General features: G+C 44.0%; 13 protein-coding genes. All 13 read right to left on the bottom strand.

The features are described 5' to 3' along the window. Window positions 1-39 precede the first annotated feature (39 nt). Window positions 40-1053 (bottom strand): rod shape-determining protein, encoded by a 1014-nt coding sequence (locus ABHC48_RS17090; protein WP_195700247.1) that lies wholly within the window; start codon window positions 1051-1053, stop codon window positions 40-42. An 84-nt stretch (window positions 1054-1137) separates the two neighbouring features. Continuing rightward, complete coding sequence (gene radC, locus ABHC48_RS17085) at window positions 1138-1851, bottom strand: DNA repair protein RadC (RefSeq protein ID WP_334285725.1); 714 nt, start codon at window positions 1849-1851, stop codon at window positions 1138-1140. Between the two features lie 220 nt (window positions 1852-2071). Next, window positions 2072-3670 (bottom strand): FAD-dependent protein, encoded by a 1599-nt coding sequence (locus tag ABHC48_RS17080; RefSeq protein WP_195700246.1) that lies wholly within the window; start codon window positions 3668-3670, stop codon window positions 2072-2074. 1 nt (window position 3671) lies between these two features. Next, window positions 3672-4874, bottom strand: a complete 1203-nt coding sequence (locus ABHC48_RS17075; protein ID WP_195700245.1) for an NAD(P)/FAD-dependent oxidoreductase — start codon at window positions 4872-4874, stop codon at window positions 3672-3674. Window positions 4875-4979: 105 nt separating this feature from the next. Next, window positions 4980-6257: a methionine gamma-lyase family protein gene (locus tag ABHC48_RS17070; protein WP_195700244.1), complete on the bottom strand. Its 1278-nt coding sequence runs from the start codon at window positions 6255-6257 to the stop codon at window positions 4980-4982. Window positions 6258-6350: 93 nt separating this feature from the next. Beyond that, window positions 6351-7301 carry a tRNA (adenosine(37)-N6)-dimethylallyltransferase MiaA gene (miaA, locus tag ABHC48_RS17065; RefSeq protein WP_173769981.1) on the bottom strand — a complete coding sequence of 317 codons (951 nt, stop codon included), beginning with the start codon at window positions 7299-7301 and terminating at the stop codon, window positions 6351-6353. 12 nt (window positions 7302-7313) lie between these two features. Then, complete coding sequence (gene mutL / locus ABHC48_RS17060) at window positions 7314-9515, bottom strand: DNA mismatch repair endonuclease MutL (protein WP_195700243.1); 2202 nt, start codon at window positions 9513-9515, stop codon at window positions 7314-7316. Window positions 9516-9613: 98 nt separating this feature from the next. Then, a complete protein-coding gene (gene mutS / locus ABHC48_RS17055) occupies window positions 9614-12238 on the bottom strand; it encodes a DNA mismatch repair protein MutS (RefSeq protein WP_334285726.1) in 2625 nt (874 codons plus the stop codon). 334 nt (window positions 12239-12572) lie between these two features. Continuing rightward, window positions 12573-12770 carry a helix-turn-helix domain-containing protein gene (locus ABHC48_RS17050; protein WP_173718917.1) on the bottom strand — a complete coding sequence of 66 codons (198 nt, stop codon included), beginning with the start codon at window positions 12768-12770 and terminating at the stop codon, window positions 12573-12575. A gap of 30 nt (window positions 12771-12800) precedes the next feature. Further along, window positions 12801-13634 carry a hypothetical protein gene (locus ABHC48_RS17045; RefSeq protein WP_195700242.1) on the bottom strand — a complete coding sequence of 278 codons (834 nt, stop codon included), beginning with the start codon at window positions 13632-13634 and terminating at the stop codon, window positions 12801-12803. Window positions 13635-13854: 220 nt separating this feature from the next. Continuing rightward, window positions 13855-14070: a hypothetical protein gene (locus ABHC48_RS17040; RefSeq protein WP_195700241.1), complete on the bottom strand. Its 216-nt coding sequence runs from the start codon at window positions 14068-14070 to the stop codon at window positions 13855-13857. A gap of 401 nt (window positions 14071-14471) precedes the next feature. Further along, entirely contained in the window at window positions 14472-14717 is a 246-nt protein-coding gene (locus ABHC48_RS17035) for a hypothetical protein (RefSeq protein WP_195700240.1), read from the bottom strand. A 6-nt stretch (window positions 14718-14723) separates the two neighbouring features. Further along, entirely contained in the window at window positions 14724-15920 is a 1197-nt protein-coding gene (locus ABHC48_RS17030; RefSeq protein ID WP_195700263.1) for a DNA polymerase IV, read from the bottom strand. Window positions 15921-16054: the final 134 nt, after the last annotated feature.

The following is a 16054-nucleotide window of genomic DNA, read 5'->3' as shown; positions in this document are numbered from 1 at the left end:
AAATTTATGATTTATAACTGTTCAGTACCTTCACAGTTACTATAATTTTCTTTGTGTGATGGGCTGAGCCCATTTACGAAGTTCTTTGTCGTGGATGATCTTCTCCAGCCCTTTGACAGCTGAAGTTTCGTAAAGATCTGACAGGTTAAAAGAATAGCCTGTATAACTTGCCAGATATGTATCAATATGAGGGATTCTGGTGCTCCCTCCGGTAAGAAAAATGCCTTCTTTCGCAATGTGGTAGGAGATCTGCGGCGGGATACGTTCCAGAAAAACTTTCATCTGGGCACCGATCTCATTGACACAGTTCATGATTCCCGCATTGACTACATAGGCAGAAATAACCTCTTCCCTGGGAAGACCAGAAACACTGTCAATTCCTACAACCTTACGGGCCTGCTTGTGCTGGTCTGCAAGCCGTCCCATTACCAGCTTCAGCCGCTTCCCAGTACGGGTGCCGATCTGAAGATTATAACGCTTGCGTACTTCGCTGCACACTGCCTCATTCATCTGACGTCCACCAATTGGAATCTTCTTATTTATGATAATACGGCCTCCCGTAATAATGGAAAAATTCGTACTCTGGGCACCAATATTTACGATCATGCTTCCTGCATTGTTCTCCAGATCCACACCCATAGCTATGGCATCTGCAATAGGAGCCTCTACCATGTAAACCCTGTTCTTCCGCAGCCAATGTCCATTCGCCACCTGATAATAAGCTCTTTTTTCAATAGCAGTCATGTCCAGAGGAACTGCAAAGTACATGACAGAGCCTATTCCCAGAATTTTATCAATTTTTTTCATCATACTGTAAAGTACAATTTCCTGCAGTTCCAGATTGGCTATCATACCAAAAGCCATCGGCGAACTTACGGAAATATCAGAGGGTGCTTTCTCAAACATTTCATACGCTTCGTTGCCCACGGCTATGATTTTGCGGCCCTTGGCCGCAATCATGTTCTTCTCAATGTAGCTTTTATTTCGAATCATGGAATAGACCTTGACGGAACTGCTTCCAAGGTCTATTCCATATGTTTTTTCAAACAGCATATATCTGTCCCTTCATCATTACTATGCCCTGCAAAAACAAATACCCGCCACTGGTTTACAGACGGCGTCAGCACTTCCGGCGGATCATTCCTCCGGCATCATTCCCTGTTCTTTAAAGCTAATGTATCTCTGGTCACCGATCACAACGTGATCCAGAAGCTTCACCCCAAGAATCTCCCCAGACCGGTAAATACGCTCTGTAATTTTCTTATCACATTCACTGGGCGTAGGATCTCCGCTTGGATGGTTATGAACCAGGATCACACTTACAGCGTGAAACTTCAATGCTTCCATAAAAACCTCCCTTGGAGTGATCAGAGTTGAATTCACGGTTCCCCGGGAAAGCATCTGCTCGCCAAGAAAATGGTTTTTTCCATCCAGCAGCATAACGATCAATATTTCCTGCTCTTCGTGCCGGAGACGTTCCATATAGTATTTTGCTATCGTGATGGGTTCGTTAAAAGAAAGTCTTGGTCTGGCAACAGCAGACGCCATCCGCTTGGAAAGCTCCCCGATACATTTCAGCTGGACGGCCTTGACTTTCCCGATTCCGTTCACCTTCATCAGATCCGGAATGGACATATGTAAAAGTCCCAGAAGTCCCGGATAGGAGGTATCTTTCGTAAGACTTAAGATTTGATTGGCGAGTACAAGAGAATTGCAGCCTTGTACACCGCTTCTCAGGATCACTGCCAGAAGCTCGCTATCGCTGAGCACGGATGGTCCCCACAGCAGACATTTCTCATAAGGACGTGACGACTCCGGCAGTTCTCTGATGGTCTGTTTCATTTCATTCATATCTTTCACCTGCAGTTCTCCAGGACTGACAGGATACTGCTCACGCCATACCTGAAACTTACTTCGCACAGCTTTGCCAATGAACAGTAATGGGACTGTTCTTCATGCCATAATAAGCAGATACTTCTTATTCCCCGAGACACAAAGACAAATTCCCCCGCACTGTGTTTCACAATGCAGACTCATTTTAGCATAAAAAAGGAGAGATGTACACTCTCTCCTAAAAATTTCTGAACTTTTTAGAAACAGCTTCCGCTACTTTTATGCCATCCATAGCAGCAGAAGTAATCCCGCCTGCATATCCAGCGCCTTCCCCACAGGGGTAAATCCCCTCATAGTTTGCTTCCAGGGAATCCTTATCACGGACAATACGCACCGGAGATGATGTTCTGCTTTCCACGCCGGACAGCACTGCATCAGGACGGTCAAAGCCTTTGATTTTTTTTCCAAAGGCAAGAACACCCTCTTCTATGGAATCACCGATCTCTTTTGGAAAAATACTGCGCACATCACCTGGAACACAGGCGCCCTTGATACAAGGTTCTACATCTTTAAGTCTTGTACTCGGCTTATGCTTCTGATAATCCTCAAACAACTGTACCGGAACCTTACCATTTCCAGCTTTCCACGCTGCGCGCTCCAGATTGCGCTGAAATGCTACGCCGCCCAGAGGCCCCTCTTCCGGAAAATCAGCCGGAGTTACCGATACGATCAGCGCACTGTTTGCATTGCGGCTGTCCCTGGCCTGATAGCTCATACCATTTACAGCAAGCATCTCCGGTTCTGAAGAAGCGTTTACTACATAACCGCCCGGACACATACAAAAGGAATAAACACCACGGCCATTTTCACATGTGTGGGTAACTTTATAAGCAGCAGCTCCAAGTTTCTCGTTTTCCTCTTCCCCATAAAGAGCCAGATTGATCATGGACTGTGGATGTTCCATACGTACACCTACTGCAAAAGATTTTGGTTCCATATAGATTCCTTTTTTCTCAAACATGAAAAAGGAATCTCTTGCGCTATGTCCAACTGCCAGCACACATACCTGGGCCGGAATCCTTTTTTCCCCATTTATCTCAATTTTTTTTAACTGACTGTTTTCAAAAAAAAGATCTGTCACTTTGGAACGAAACTGGAATTTGCCGCCCATTTCCTCAATTTCATGGCGAAGAGTCTCCACCACGCCAACCAGCACGTCTGTACCAAGATGTGGTTTCTGCTGATAGATAATTTCCGACGGTGCACCCGCCTGCACGAAACGCTTCAGTACTTCATGATTTCTTCCTGAAGGATCTTTTACCAGAGTATTTAGTTTTCCGTCGGAAAAAGTACCAGCACCCCCTTCACCAAACTGCACATTGGAATCCGGATCCAGTACGCCATTTTTCCAGAAATTCTCGACAGTCTTCTGACGGACATGCGCTTCCTCTCCCCGTTCCAGAACCAGGGGGCGGTAACCTGCCTTCGCCAGATACCAGGCACAAAAAATTCCAGCAGGTCCGCTTCCTACAATGACCGGCGGATATTTCAGTTCCTCTTCACCAGGAGATGGAAATGTATATTCTTTTTTCTGAGTTAACATAATGTTATTATTGTGAACTCTTCGAAAGATCTTGCTTTCCTGGTTTTTATCCTGCAAAGACACATCTACCGTATAAACAAATTTTTTATCCTCTTTATGACGGCAATCCAGTGACTGCTTCACTATTTCGTAAGTGAAGCCTTCATTTTTCAGACGAAGCTCCTTACGGATCTTTTGGCTTAACTCTTCCGGGGTATGATTAATTGAAAGTTTCAGCTGGGTAATTCGAATCATGTTATTCTCCTTTTTCAAACACGCTCTGACATTTACTGGCATTCACTCCTGCAACATAACCGCTGGACCAGGCCCACTGCAAATTGTAACCGCCACATTTCCCATCAATGTCCAATAGTTCTCCTGCGAAATATAGGCCTGAATTTCGTGTGGATTCCAAGGTTTGGGCGTTAACCTGCGTAGTATCAACGCCGCCTGAGCACACCTGTGCCTGTTCAAAAGACTGATAACCAGTCACTTTAAGCGGATAGCTGCTGATTGCTTCTTCCAGATCATTTGCTGACAAAAGCACTTTTGCAAGCTTATCCGGGAAAAGTCCGATCAAAAAGTCTTTTTTTCCTTTATAGGGGCAGTTTTCCTTTCGTATTTTCAGAAAAGCTTTCAACTGTTCCCGGGAAAATTCTGGCAGAAAATTTAAAATCAGAGTCACATTTTTTCCCTGTTTCAGTGCACGGATTCCGTATCGGCTAACCTGAAACACCGGAATTCCAGATACGCCATAATCAGTAAGCTGTAGTTCTCCTGTTTCCTCTGTGACTTTTTTCCCATCCACAAGCAGCGTAATTCTGCCTTCTGTGCGGACACCTGCCCAGCCGGAAAAGCCTGTATTCTTGCATTTCAGGGCAGTTAAAGCCGGGAGAGGCTCTATGAGCCTGTGTCCCAGTGCTGCGGCAAGCTCATAACCGCTGCCATCGGAACCGGAAATTGCAGAAGCTTTGGAACCATTGGAAAGAATAACTGCTTCACCCTCGTATATCCAGCCTTCTACCTGAACCTTCCAGATATCCTGTTCCTTAAAAACACGTTGTACTTTTTGGTTGGTCTTGATCTTTACCCCAAGATTCCGTGCTTCCATACACAATACCTCAGCAACGCTTGCTGCCTGTCCGCTATGCGGATAGAGATAGCCGCCGTTTTTATTCACAGGATAAATTCCAAGCCGGGTAAAAAATTTCACCGTGTCTTCTACCGGAAACTGATTCAGAACTGCCTGTTCAAAGCCTGGATTTTCGCTTCGATATGCATCAGACGGCACCTGGATATTGGTAAAATTACATTTGCCGTTTCCTGTAGCGCAGATCTTTTTGCCTGGTTTTTCATTTTGTTCCAATATGGTTACAGCGGCCCCGTTTTCTGCAGCTGCAATGGCCGCCATCAGCCCGGACGCCCCGCCGCCTGTAACGATAACACGTTTTTTCTCCATATAAACTCCCGTTTTTTACATCTGTTTTAAAGAACTTATGGTAACGGTTCAGCGCCTCCCTGTTACACGCCTGGCGTTGCACGAAAATTCATGTTTTTCATGATTTCACTGTAATTTTACCAAATCCTGCTCCACAAGTTTCTGCAAGGACATCATAACACCTAGTTTTGCATGCTCCCAGGTAAGTCCTCCCTGGAAATATACGGCATATGGCTCTTTCACAGGTCCATCTGCGGAAAGCTCAATAGAAGAGCCCTGTACAAATGCGCCAGCTGCCATAATGACCTGACTGTCATAACCTGGCATATCCCATGGCTCCGGATCAACATAACTGTCAACCGGGGCAGCAGCCTGAATCCCCTTACAGAATGCGATCAGACGCTCCGGACTTTTTAAAGTCACTGCCTGAATAATATCCTGCCTTGGCTCTGTGGAATTTGGAACCACGTCAAATCCAAGCTTTTCATAAATATTGGCTGCAAAAACAGCGCCCTTTAACGCACCCTTTGTCACCATCGGTGCAAGGAAAAATCCCTGATAGAAGGAACGGTTTACGCCAAGTGAAGCTCCCACCTCAGCACCAAGTCCCGGACAGGTCATACGGTAAGAAGCATTTTCCACGCACTCTTTGGTTCCCGCAATGTAACCGCCAATTGGAGCAAGTCCGCCGCCCGGGTTTTTGATCAGGGAACCAACCACCATATCTGCACCAACATCACTGGGCTCAATCGTGTCAACAAATTCGCCGTAGCAATTGTCTACCATACAGATCACATCAGGCTTAATGCTCTTTACAAATGCAATCAGCTCACCAATCTGCTTTACTGAAAAAGAGGGGCGTGTCATATAGCCTTTGGAGCGCTGAATCTCAACCAGTTTTGTCTTCTCATTGATTGCTTTGCGGATATTTTCATAATCGAAAGTTCCATCCTCAAGAAGATCCACCTGACGATAAGTTACTCCGTATTCTGCCAGGGAGCCCCTGGATGGACGGATACCGATCACCTCTTCAAGAGTATCATATGGCTTTCCGGCTGGTGCCAGCATTTCGTCGCCTGGACGCAGGTTTCCAAAAAGAGCAATGGCCAGGGCATGTGTTCCACACGCAATCTGCGGACGCACCAGACATGCTTCTGTGTGGAATGTATCCGCATAAACCTTTTCCAGAGTATCACGACCGTAATCGTTGTAGCCGTAACCGGAAGAAGAGCCGAAGCACTCCTCGCTGACGCGGTTTTTCTGCATAGCCAGAAGAACTTTCATCTGGTTATATTCTGCTGTTTTGTCAAACTGTTCAAAACGCTCCTTTAAGGATTCCTCTATTTCATGGCAAAAATCGTAAACCTGGGAAGAAATTCCCAGCTGCTCGTATAATTCTTTCATAATAAATTTTCCGTCTGTCTGACGGTATTCCTCCATTTTTTTGTTTTCAAAGCGGGCGATTACCCCCTGTGGAAAATCTGATTATCGAAATAACTACTCTCCAGTTATTCCTTTTTCATGGCAAACGCTCAGCATATATTCCAGCATTTTATTCTCGTCATACCCGAACTCATCTTTATTCACCCACACTGTTTCCGGTTCTCTGTGGAACCAGGTGAGCTGGCGTTTGGCAAAGTGCCGGGTGTCGCGCTTCAAGATCCGCACAGCCTCTTCCAGCGGCATTTCTCCATCCAGATAGGCCAGGATTTCTTTATATCCAAGACCCTGCATGGAAACCATACCTCTGTGATAGCCCATGTCCTTCAGCTTCTGGACTTCTGCCACAAGACCGCTGGTCATCATTTCATCCACCCGCTTATCAATGCGTTTATATAAAAGCTCCCGTGGTGCATTCAGCACAAAGTATGCCAGATTATAGGGGCTGGTTCGTTCCTGCTGCTCCTCATTGTGTGCGGAAATAGGGCTATGGTTCTGATGATAAAATTCCAGTGCGCGGATTACACGCTTCGTGTTGTTTTCGTGGATCACTTCGGCGCTTTTGGGATCCACCTCTGCCAGCATCTGATGAAGATATGCAGGACCTTTTTCCTGGACAATCGCCTCCAGATCGGCCCGGTATCCATCGTCCTGCTCAGCCTGGGTAAAATCAATATCTCTGGTCACCGCCTGAATATAAAAGCCGGTTCCCCCCACCAGAATGGGAATATGTCCCCTGGTGTAAATCTTTTCCATGGCATCCTTTGCCATCTGTTGAAAACGCACAATGTGAAATTCATCCTCTGGCGTCAGCTCATCCACCAGGTAATGGGGAACTCCCTGCATTTCTTCTGGCATGATCTTCGCAGAGCCAATATCCATATATTTATAAACCTGCATGGAATCTGCAGATATGATCTCGCCGCCAATGGCTTTTGCCAGAGAAATAGACAGCCTGGTTTTTCCAACTGCAGTAGGACCGGTAAGGACAATAAGAGGTTTTTTCATAATCTCTCCTGTTTATACAATTCGCTTAAATTTCTTTTCAATTTCTGTCTTTGTCATCGCAATGATAGTGGGACGGCCATGAGGACAATTATATGGATTGTCCAGAGTAAGAAGCTCGTCGATCAGCTTATCTGCCTCCAGAGCAGACATCTGATGATTTCCTTTGACAGCAGATTTGCATGCCATTGTGGCAAGTCTTGCTGTGAAAAGGTCAAAAGCATCCTTTGCACCTTCTCCTCCCAGATTGTCAAGCATTTCCAGAAAGAGTTCTTCTTCATGGAATCCGTACAAATTTGTCGGAACTGCACTGATACAGTATTCCCTTCCACCAAAGGGTTCAATCTCAAAACCGTATTTCCTGAAATATTCTTCGTTGGCTTTTAATTTCGCCTGTTCATCCATGTTCAAGGTCACCACAAGCGGAGGATTCAGATATTGCGATTCAATGGACTGTTCTTTAAAACGTTTTACAAAGCGCTCATAATTTACCTTTTCGTGAGCTGCATGCTGGTCGATAATGTAAAACTGGTTTTCAAATTCCACCAGCCAGTAGGTGTCAAACAACTGGCCAATCAGCTTATGGCGGTTTCGGGATTCTGGTGCCAGAAGTTTCTCCTGAAAAAGCTCAAGCTGCTTTCCCCCAACGGATGGATATTCTGTACCTGGATCACTCTGTCCAGGCTCAGATTTATCTGGTATCTCATAGTTTACGGATACAGCAGTCTCTGCCTGATTATCGGCTTCATTCATTCTCTCAACCGATATGTTATCTTCTGCCGCTTTTTCATCTGCACTTTTATCCGCTTTTTCTTCTGCTTTTTCATCCGCTCTTTTATCTGCCTCCGCAGCCTCTTTTAAAGTTCCTGCAAAAAGAGCTTCCTCTTCCTTGCTAAATGGCTTCGCCTGATAAATTGCCTGCTCACGAAGCACACTGCTGGCCTGACAGCCAGAGCTGTTTACAAGGCTTCCAGATGAATTTATTTTTCCAGTTGGAGCTGTTTTTTCAGTTAGAGCTGTTTTTCCAGTTAGAACTGTTTTTTCAGCAGCCTGTGAATAGCAGCTTTCATTATTCCCTGCGCTGCTTCGACCAGCTTTTTCAGCAGCACCTTCACAATGAAGTTCCGTCCTGCGACTTTTCTCAAATGGCTCCGGAACTGCTCCGCGGCTTACTGCTGCCACCTTTGATTCCCGCTCCTCTTTTCCCACTGGAACAACCGGTATCAGTTCTCTGTGAAGAAGCGCATTGTGAACAGCCTCGTAAATGGCATCATACACCTCCGCCCCTCTTGCAAAACGAACCTCCAGTTTCCGGGGATGAACATTTACATCCAGATCATTTCCTGTCATCTGGATCTGCAATGACACAAAAGGAAATTTATGCTGCATGACAAAGCCCTTATATGCATCCTCAATGGCCTTCGTAATAATATTGTTTTTCACAAATCTGCCATTTACATAGTAGTTCTCAAAGCTTCGGTTTCCTCTGGAAACCTCCGGTTTGCCGGCGTATCCCTCAATTTTCATAAAATCATTTTCGTAGGAGACTTCCAGAAGTGCTTTCGCCATATCCCGGCCATATACATTATAAATAACATCCTTCACATTATAATTGCCGGAAGTATGCAGTTTCACCTGTTTGTTCTGAATATATTTAAAAGAAATCTCCGGATGGGAAAGAGCAAGCTGTTCCATCATAGTTCCAATATAATTTGCTTCTGAAGAATCAGATTTCAGGAACTTGCTCCGGGCCGGTGTGTTGTAAAAGAGATTCCGAACCAGGAAAGTAGTTCCATCTGGAGCTCCCATTTCCTCAAGGCTTTGTTCTACGCCGCCTTCGATCACGTAACGCACGCCGCTGATAGCAGAAGGAGTTTTTGTGATCAGCTCCACCTGGGAAACTGCGGCAATACTGGATAAAGCCTCACCACGAAATCCCAGTGAGGCTATGTTTTCCAGATCTTCTACTTTTTCAATTTTGCTGGTAGCATGACTTAAGAATGCCGTAGGTACCTGAGCAGCCTCGATTCCCCCTCCGTTGTCTGTAATACGGATCAGCTTCTTTCCTCCATCTGTAATCTCTACTGTTACAGCAGTAGCACCAGCATCAATGGAATTTTCTACAAGCTCCTTTACAACAGAAGAAGGGCGCTCTACCACCTCACCTGCTGCAATTTTATCAATGGTATGTTTATCTAAAACTGCTATTTTTCTCAAGTTTTTCTCTCCATATAAAAGCAGGTTGACCGCTTCGGTTCACAATACGGACATGTCGCCTGCCGGTGACAGCACCATATATGAAAGTCAGCTGTCAGTTACCATCTGTTCTTTATCTTATTCTGAAGATTGTATAACGTATTTAAGGCTTCCATGGGAGTCAGATTTCCAATGTCAATGCCTTTTAATTCTTCAATAATGTCATTGTCTTGTACAGTGTCAAATAATGACATCTGCGCCATATCCATTTCTACCTTCGGCTTCTTCTTCGGTGAAGCCAGATCTTTTACAGCAGCAGTAATGTCTGCATCGCTTAATTCCTCAACCAGCTCTTTTGCACGGTTAATAACAGAATCCGGAACACCTGCCAGCTTGGCGACCTGAATTCCATAACTCTTATCTGCGCCGCCTTTTACAATCTTGCGGAGAAAAACAATATCGTCACCTTTTTCCTTAACTGCAATGCAGTAGTTGGTAACGCCAGATAGTTTTCCTTCCAGTTCAGTCAGTTCATGATAATGTGTGGCAAATAATGTCTTGGCTCCACAAAGCTTTGTATTACTGATATGTTCAATCACTGCCCAGGCAATGGCAAGACCATCAAAGGTACTGGTTCCACGGCCAATCTCATCCAGGATCAGAAGGCTCTTGGCAGTGGCATTTCGAAGGATATTGGCCACCTCAGTCATTTCCACCATGAAAGTACTCTGTCCGCTGGCAAGGTCATCTGATGCACCTACGCGGGTAAAGATTCTGTCCACAATTCCAATTACAGCTTTATCTGCCGGAACAAAGCTTCCAATCTGCGCCATAAGTACGATCAACGCAGTCTGACGCATGTATGTAGATTTACCTGCCATATTGGGGCCTGTAATAATGGAAATTCTTTTTTTAGTATTGTCAAGGTATGTATCGTTGGCAATGAACATATCATTATCGATCATCTGCTCTACAACCGGATGACGGCCACCTTTGATATCTATAATTCCGCCTTCATTTACCTTCGGGCGTACATAATGATTGCGCTCAGCAACAAGCGCCAGGGATGCAAACACATCCAGACCTGCAATTGCCTTGGCTGTACGCTGGATTCTTATCACTTCCTGGCCAACTTTATCACGGACATTGGAAAACAGCTCGTATTCCAGGGCATAAAGTTTATCTTCAGCGCCAAGGATCATATTTTCAAGGTTTTTCAACTCCTCGGTAATATAACGTTCTGCATTTGCAAGAGTCTGTTTACGGATGTAGTTCTCCGGCACCAGTTCTTTAAACGTATTGGTTACCTCAAGGGCATAGCCGAATACACGGTTATATTTGATCTTCAGGGATTTGATTCCGGTACGCTCACGTTCCTTTGTTTCCAGCTCTGTAAGCCATTTTTTTCCATCTGTGCGGGCACTGCGGAATTTATCCACATCTTCGTTAAAGCCTTCACGAATAATGCCTCCATCCTTCTGGGCAAGGGGCGGTTCATCTACAATGGCGTGCTTGATCAGATCTGTAATATCTTCAAGACTGTCCATGTCCTCGTAGATTTCTTTCAGAATCGGTGCCTGAAAGTCCTTGAGAACCTGTTTAATATAAGGAATCATTTCCAGAGAGGACGCAAATGCTACCATATCTCTTGGATTTGCAGACTTAAAGCTGATGCGGCTGACCAGACGCTCCAGGTCATACACTGGATTGAGATATTCCCGGATCTCATCGCGGAGCATCGGTTTCTCATTCAGCTCTTCAAGAGCTTCCAGTCTGCGATTGATCTCTTCTGCATCGATCAGTGGCTGTTCCACAAAGGAGCGAAGAGTACGGGCACCCATGGCTGTTTTAGTCTTATCCAGTACCCAGAGAAGAGAACCTCTTTTCTGCTTTTCACGGAGGGTCTCCACCAACTCCAGATTTCGTCGGCTGGAACTGTCAATCAGCATATAACGCTCTGCCGTATAAGGACGGATGGTAGTCATCTGAGAAAGTGCAGTCTTCTGCGTTTCCTTAAGATACAAAAACAGCGCTCCGGCAGCTATGATTCCACTGTCATAATCGCTGATTCCAAGGCCTTCCAGATTGGTTACGTGAAAATGTTCCCTTAATTCTTTTCTGCAGGTATCATCATCGAAATACCAGGCATCCAGGGAAAAAATACAAATTCCAAGACGTTCTTTCAAATCGTCTGTGTCAACCCCACTCATAAAAAAGGAATCATTACATATGATTTCAGCCGGACTGAATTTGTTGATCTCATCAACCAGTTTCTGGCTATTTGGTACTTCTGTAAGGAAACAGTCACCTGTGGTAATATCCGCTATTGCACAACCAAAGCGGTCTGCTATGGAGACAATTGACATCAGATAATTGTTCTTTGACTCATCCAAAGAAGTTGCATCTAAAGTAGTTCCGGGAGTAACCACACGGATAACAGCACGCTTTACAAGTCCTTTTGCTTTTTTCGGATCCTCTACCTGCTCACAGATTGCAACCTTATGCCCACGCTCGATCAAACGGTTGATATAAGTATCTGCCGCATGGAACGGGATTCCGCACATAGGTGCCCGCTCTTCCAGACCACAATCCTTACCAGTGAGCGTCAGTTCCAGCTCCTTGGATACCAGAAGTGCATCATCAAAAAACATCTCGTAGAAATCCCCGAGACGATAAAATAAGATGCAGTCTTTGTATTCTTCTTTGGTTTTGCAGTATTCCTGCATCATGGGCGACATGTTCATTCTTTTGCCAGAACCCCTTGATTTATCTACATTTGCGCCGCTTTTGGAAGTGTTACTGCACGGTTTCTGCACGGTATTTTCATTTTTTGTTTCATTTGTATTCATCTTATTCTTCTCTTACTATCATCATAAAATATCGTAGTTTTATTAAGTGTTTTGTAAATGCGGATTCGGTGTGCATGAAAATCAATGTCTTCCCACATAAGAGCTGCCAGTTCTCCAATACGCATCCCAGTGTTTAAAATAATATAAAACACCTCATAATATCTGGTTTTCATCCTTTCCCGACCAGATCACAAGTACATCAGAATATTAACACGTTCCAGAAAAATATTCAAGTCTCCTGTTTTTCCAGCCATTTCTCAAATTTTTTCTTATGAACAAGGGTTCTTCGCCCAATCCGAACGGTAAAATCATTTTCTGCCATTAAAGTTCGCACTGTCCTTTCAGACAATCCGGTAAGTCCGCAAGTTTCTTTTACTGAAAGAAGAAGTTTCTCATTTTCTTCTCGTCCGCCTCTACTTTTCAACATAACTGTTCTCCTTTCGAAATTGTGTTCTGTTTATATGGTTTTTTCAGACTCTCGTTGTGCTAATAGTTTTTCCATAGCTTCCTGTCTTGTGATTTTTTCCCGCTTTGCTTTTATCGCAACATATTCCTGTGCAAGATTATACGCAGTGCAGCAGGCATTGTAGCTTTTATAAATTTCTCCGCGAAATTCAAATTGTTTTTCCAGCTTTTTCTCATAGCAATATACGACAGCTTCTTCAAATGTACAGGATGTTTTCTTCATATGATTTTGAACCGACTTTTTGGTTATCCCCAAGCCTTTATAACAGCGTTCTTTTGATTCATATTTCTTTCCCAGAACATTAACAGGCTGTGGTTCAGGCATTTTGCCTTTGACAGGAACTTGCCTTTGGGCCTTTTGCTGCCTCTTTTCTTGTTTCCTTTTATAATATTGGACAGCGTCTTGGACAGAAACATCTTCCTGCAGCATCTTATTGCATACCCAGCGATATGGAACATTCTGGTCCTTGCAGCACTCACGGAGATCTGTATAGATTCGATCTCCTATTTGAGGAATTTCTTTTTCAGACACCACTTGTCTGTCTGCGTAGTAGGTTGCCGCTTCAGATACCGAACAATCATTTGCATATATATACCCATAAATAGCCTTTTTACGTATTTTTAGTGCTGTGCAAAATTCAGCAAGATTATTATAACGAGTTCCATTTTCTAAGCGAATCGGCTCTTTTTCCATCTTACGAAGAGCTTCTTTTTTTCCTTTATAATAAAGCAGGACTTCTTCTACACTTAATTCTTGATTCAAAATCTTTTCGCATACCCACCTATAAGAAATATCCAGCATACGGCAGCATTCACGAAGATCCACATATTCAACGCCTTGAAAAACAATCGGTTCAGAGCCAACTGTTGCATTAAGTTCAATATAGTGTTTAATGGCTTCTTCCTTCGAAGAATTATTCCTGCGTAAATAATTATATATATCTGATCGTTTAATCCCATATGTTCTACACAGTTCCGATGTGGATTCCGAAAGATTTTTATCAAACTCTTTTCTTCTTCGCACAGGATGTTCTAACAGGAAATAATCAAGCGCCCTTTGCAAAGGAACACCCAAAGTCTTGCTTTTTTGTCTGACTTTTTCCGGCTCTATTTACCGTCAGGTCATCAAACAACCCGGGTTCTCCATCCTCTCCCTTTATCAGTCCGATATAAAGCCGTTTCTCGTGGTAATACGCTTTCACCGGAAGCCGTACCTGTTCCTTTCCCAGATTTCCGTCATACTCTAATGTTGGTTTTTCCATCCGTATCCTCCTTTTTTCTCTCTTTATTTGTGAATTATCTTTTGCTCCTTTCTTTGATATTTGCAGCTCTAATTCTTTTCTGGATATTTTCAGGCAACAAAAAAGACACCAAAAACCATTCTTTTGATTTTTGATGTCTTCCTGTTATTTTCCAGAATCTTCTAAAAGGTATAATCCCAGCATGGTACCGGAATAAAATTTGATTACATAGAGTCTGCTATGTATAAACGATAATTCAATTGTAGAATAGTGCAATATATAGTACGTGTCAACTTGTTTTGTACATATATATTGTATTTTTGTTTTAGCTTAAGTTGCATTATATCTGGTATTGTTTTCTTCTAAGCAATTCTATCAGACATACATTTGTCAATATAAAAGCGTATTTTAGCACCACCTCTTCAAGAAACCCTCCGCTCCATAAACCATTTATCAAATTCATAGTATAAATGGCATTCTTTTCCGCCTACCATAGCGGTATACCGGATTCCGGTACCTCCGGCCTTCCGGCTGGCACAGCGCTCTTTGTTTTTTATCCGGTCGATCTGGTAGGTGGTGCCATCCTCCCACACAAATTGCACAGGCGTCATATCCCCATCTTTATCCATCTTTACTAATACATCCACATAAACTTTTAAATTTTCCATCTGCTTCTACCTCCCATTAAAATACCCTACTGGATGAACCGTATGGGTTCCCTGCGCATCCAGACTTGCCAGGGCTTTATCCTGATACATAAATGCTTTCTGTACACTGAAATAGCCAAACCGTCTGCGGATCCCATCCACCGCGCGATCCATTTTTTCCTGTTTTTCTCTCTGCTCCACGCTGGCAAACAGATCAAGCTGTACCGGCACATCCCCAAGGACCAGTTTCTCTGCCCGAACTCCAAGGCTCCGAACCGGATGACTCCAGTCATAGTTCTTTAGAAACAGCTGATAGGCAGCGTTAAAAATCTCATTTGTAATGTCTGTCGGCTGTTTCAATTTCTGCTGTCTTTTAAACGAATATAAGCCATTATCACGAATGGATATAGATACCGCGTTACAATTAAAGCCATGTTTCCGAAGCCTTGCAGAAACACTTTCCGCAAGTGCCATAAATATGATCTTTGCATCTAAATTAGTTTCTAAGTCCCTTGGTGTGGTGGTACTGTTACCAATGGACTTAATGGGAGCTGCATATCCTTCTGGTGCAACAGGAGAATCATCCCAGCCATTTGCAAAAGAATATAAGACCAGTCCCATCTTCCCGAACAGCCGCTCCAGGAAATCTGGATCCGACGTTGCAATTTCCCCAATGGTTTTGATCCCATAACGGTTTAACATCGTTCTGGTAGATCTTCCGACATACAAAAGATCAGCTGCAGGCAGATTCCAGACGATGCTCTGGTAATTTTCTTTATGAAATTCCGTAACCGCATCTGGTTTTTTATAATCACTTCCAAGCTTAGCAAAAATCTTATTCCAGGAGATTCCAATACTGACTGTGATCCCCAATTCCTTTTTTACACGCCTGCGGATTTCTTCTGCAATCTTTTTTGCATCTCCTTTTAAGGAGGTACTTCCAGTCACATCTAGCCACGCTTCATCACATCCATAAGGCTCCACCAGATTCGTATAGTCTCCATAAATCTCCCACAGCATGGAAGAAAACTGTAGATAAAGATCCATCCTGGACGGAACAACAACCAGATCTGGACAAGCACTTTTTGCCTGCCATATAGCCTGACCTGTCTTTACCCCTTTTTGCTTGGCAATATAATTTGCCGTCAGTATGATTCCATGCCTGGCTTCAGGATCTCCCCCAACAGCCAGGGGCTTTCCTGCATGTTCGGGATGATAGAGCATTTCCACACTGGCGTAGTCGGGTAAGAGAAGAGCATTACTGTCCTTCCCTCCCCTAAGAACCGTACGTGATAGTTTCCCATCATACGGCTCAAGCCTTATAAAGCCTATTGCTGCCACAATAAGCCGGTTGTATA

Origin of the sequence: Ruminococcus sp. 1001136sp1, from assembly GCF_039841815.1 — a bacterium.
In the GTDB taxonomy this organism is placed as follows: Bacteria; Bacillota; Clostridia; order Lachnospirales; family Lachnospiraceae; genus Blautia_A; species Blautia_A faecis.
Note: the sequence above shows the minus strand (reverse complement) of the source record. Positions and strands in the feature narration are given on the sequence as shown.

Excerpts from the sequence above, each read along its gene's own strand:
- ABHC48_RS17050 (WP_173718917.1), bottom strand. The coding sequence starts at position 12,770 with ATGTTGAAAAGTAGAGGCGGACGAGAAGAAAATGAGAAACTTCTTCTT.
- ABHC48_RS17040 (WP_195700241.1), bottom strand. The coding sequence starts at position 14,070 with ATGGAAAAACCAACATTAGAGTATGACGGAAATCTGGGAAAGGAACAG.
- ABHC48_RS17075 (WP_195700245.1), bottom strand. The coding sequence starts at position 4,874 with ATGGAGAAAAAACGTGTTATCGTTACAGGCGGCGGGGCGTCCGGGCTG.
- ABHC48_RS17030 (WP_195700263.1), bottom strand. The coding sequence starts at position 15,920 with ATGCTCTATCATCCCGAACATGCAGGAAAGCCCCTGGCTGTTGGGGGA.
- ABHC48_RS17070 (WP_195700244.1), bottom strand. The coding sequence starts at position 6,257 with ATGAAAGAATTATACGAGCAGCTGGGAATTTCTTCCCAGGTTTACGAT.
- ABHC48_RS17090 (WP_195700247.1), bottom strand. The coding sequence starts at position 1,053 with ATGCTGTTTGAAAAAACATATGGAATAGACCTTGGAAGCAGTTCCGTC.
- radC (WP_334285725.1), bottom strand. The coding sequence starts at position 1,851 with ATGAATGAAATGAAACAGACCATCAGAGAACTGCCGGAGTCGTCACGT.
- miaA (WP_173769981.1), bottom strand. The coding sequence starts at position 7,301 with ATGAAAAAACCTCTTATTGTCCTTACCGGTCCTACTGCAGTTGGAAAA.
- ABHC48_RS17080 (WP_195700246.1), bottom strand. The coding sequence starts at position 3,670 with ATGATTCGAATTACCCAGCTGAAACTTTCAATTAATCATACCCCGGAA.
- ABHC48_RS17035 (WP_195700240.1), bottom strand. The coding sequence starts at position 14,717 with ATGGAAAATTTAAAAGTTTATGTGGATGTATTAGTAAAGATGGATAAA.
- mutS (WP_334285726.1), bottom strand. The coding sequence starts at position 12,238 with ATGAACATGTCGCCCATGATGCAGGAATACTGCAAAACCAAAGAAGAA.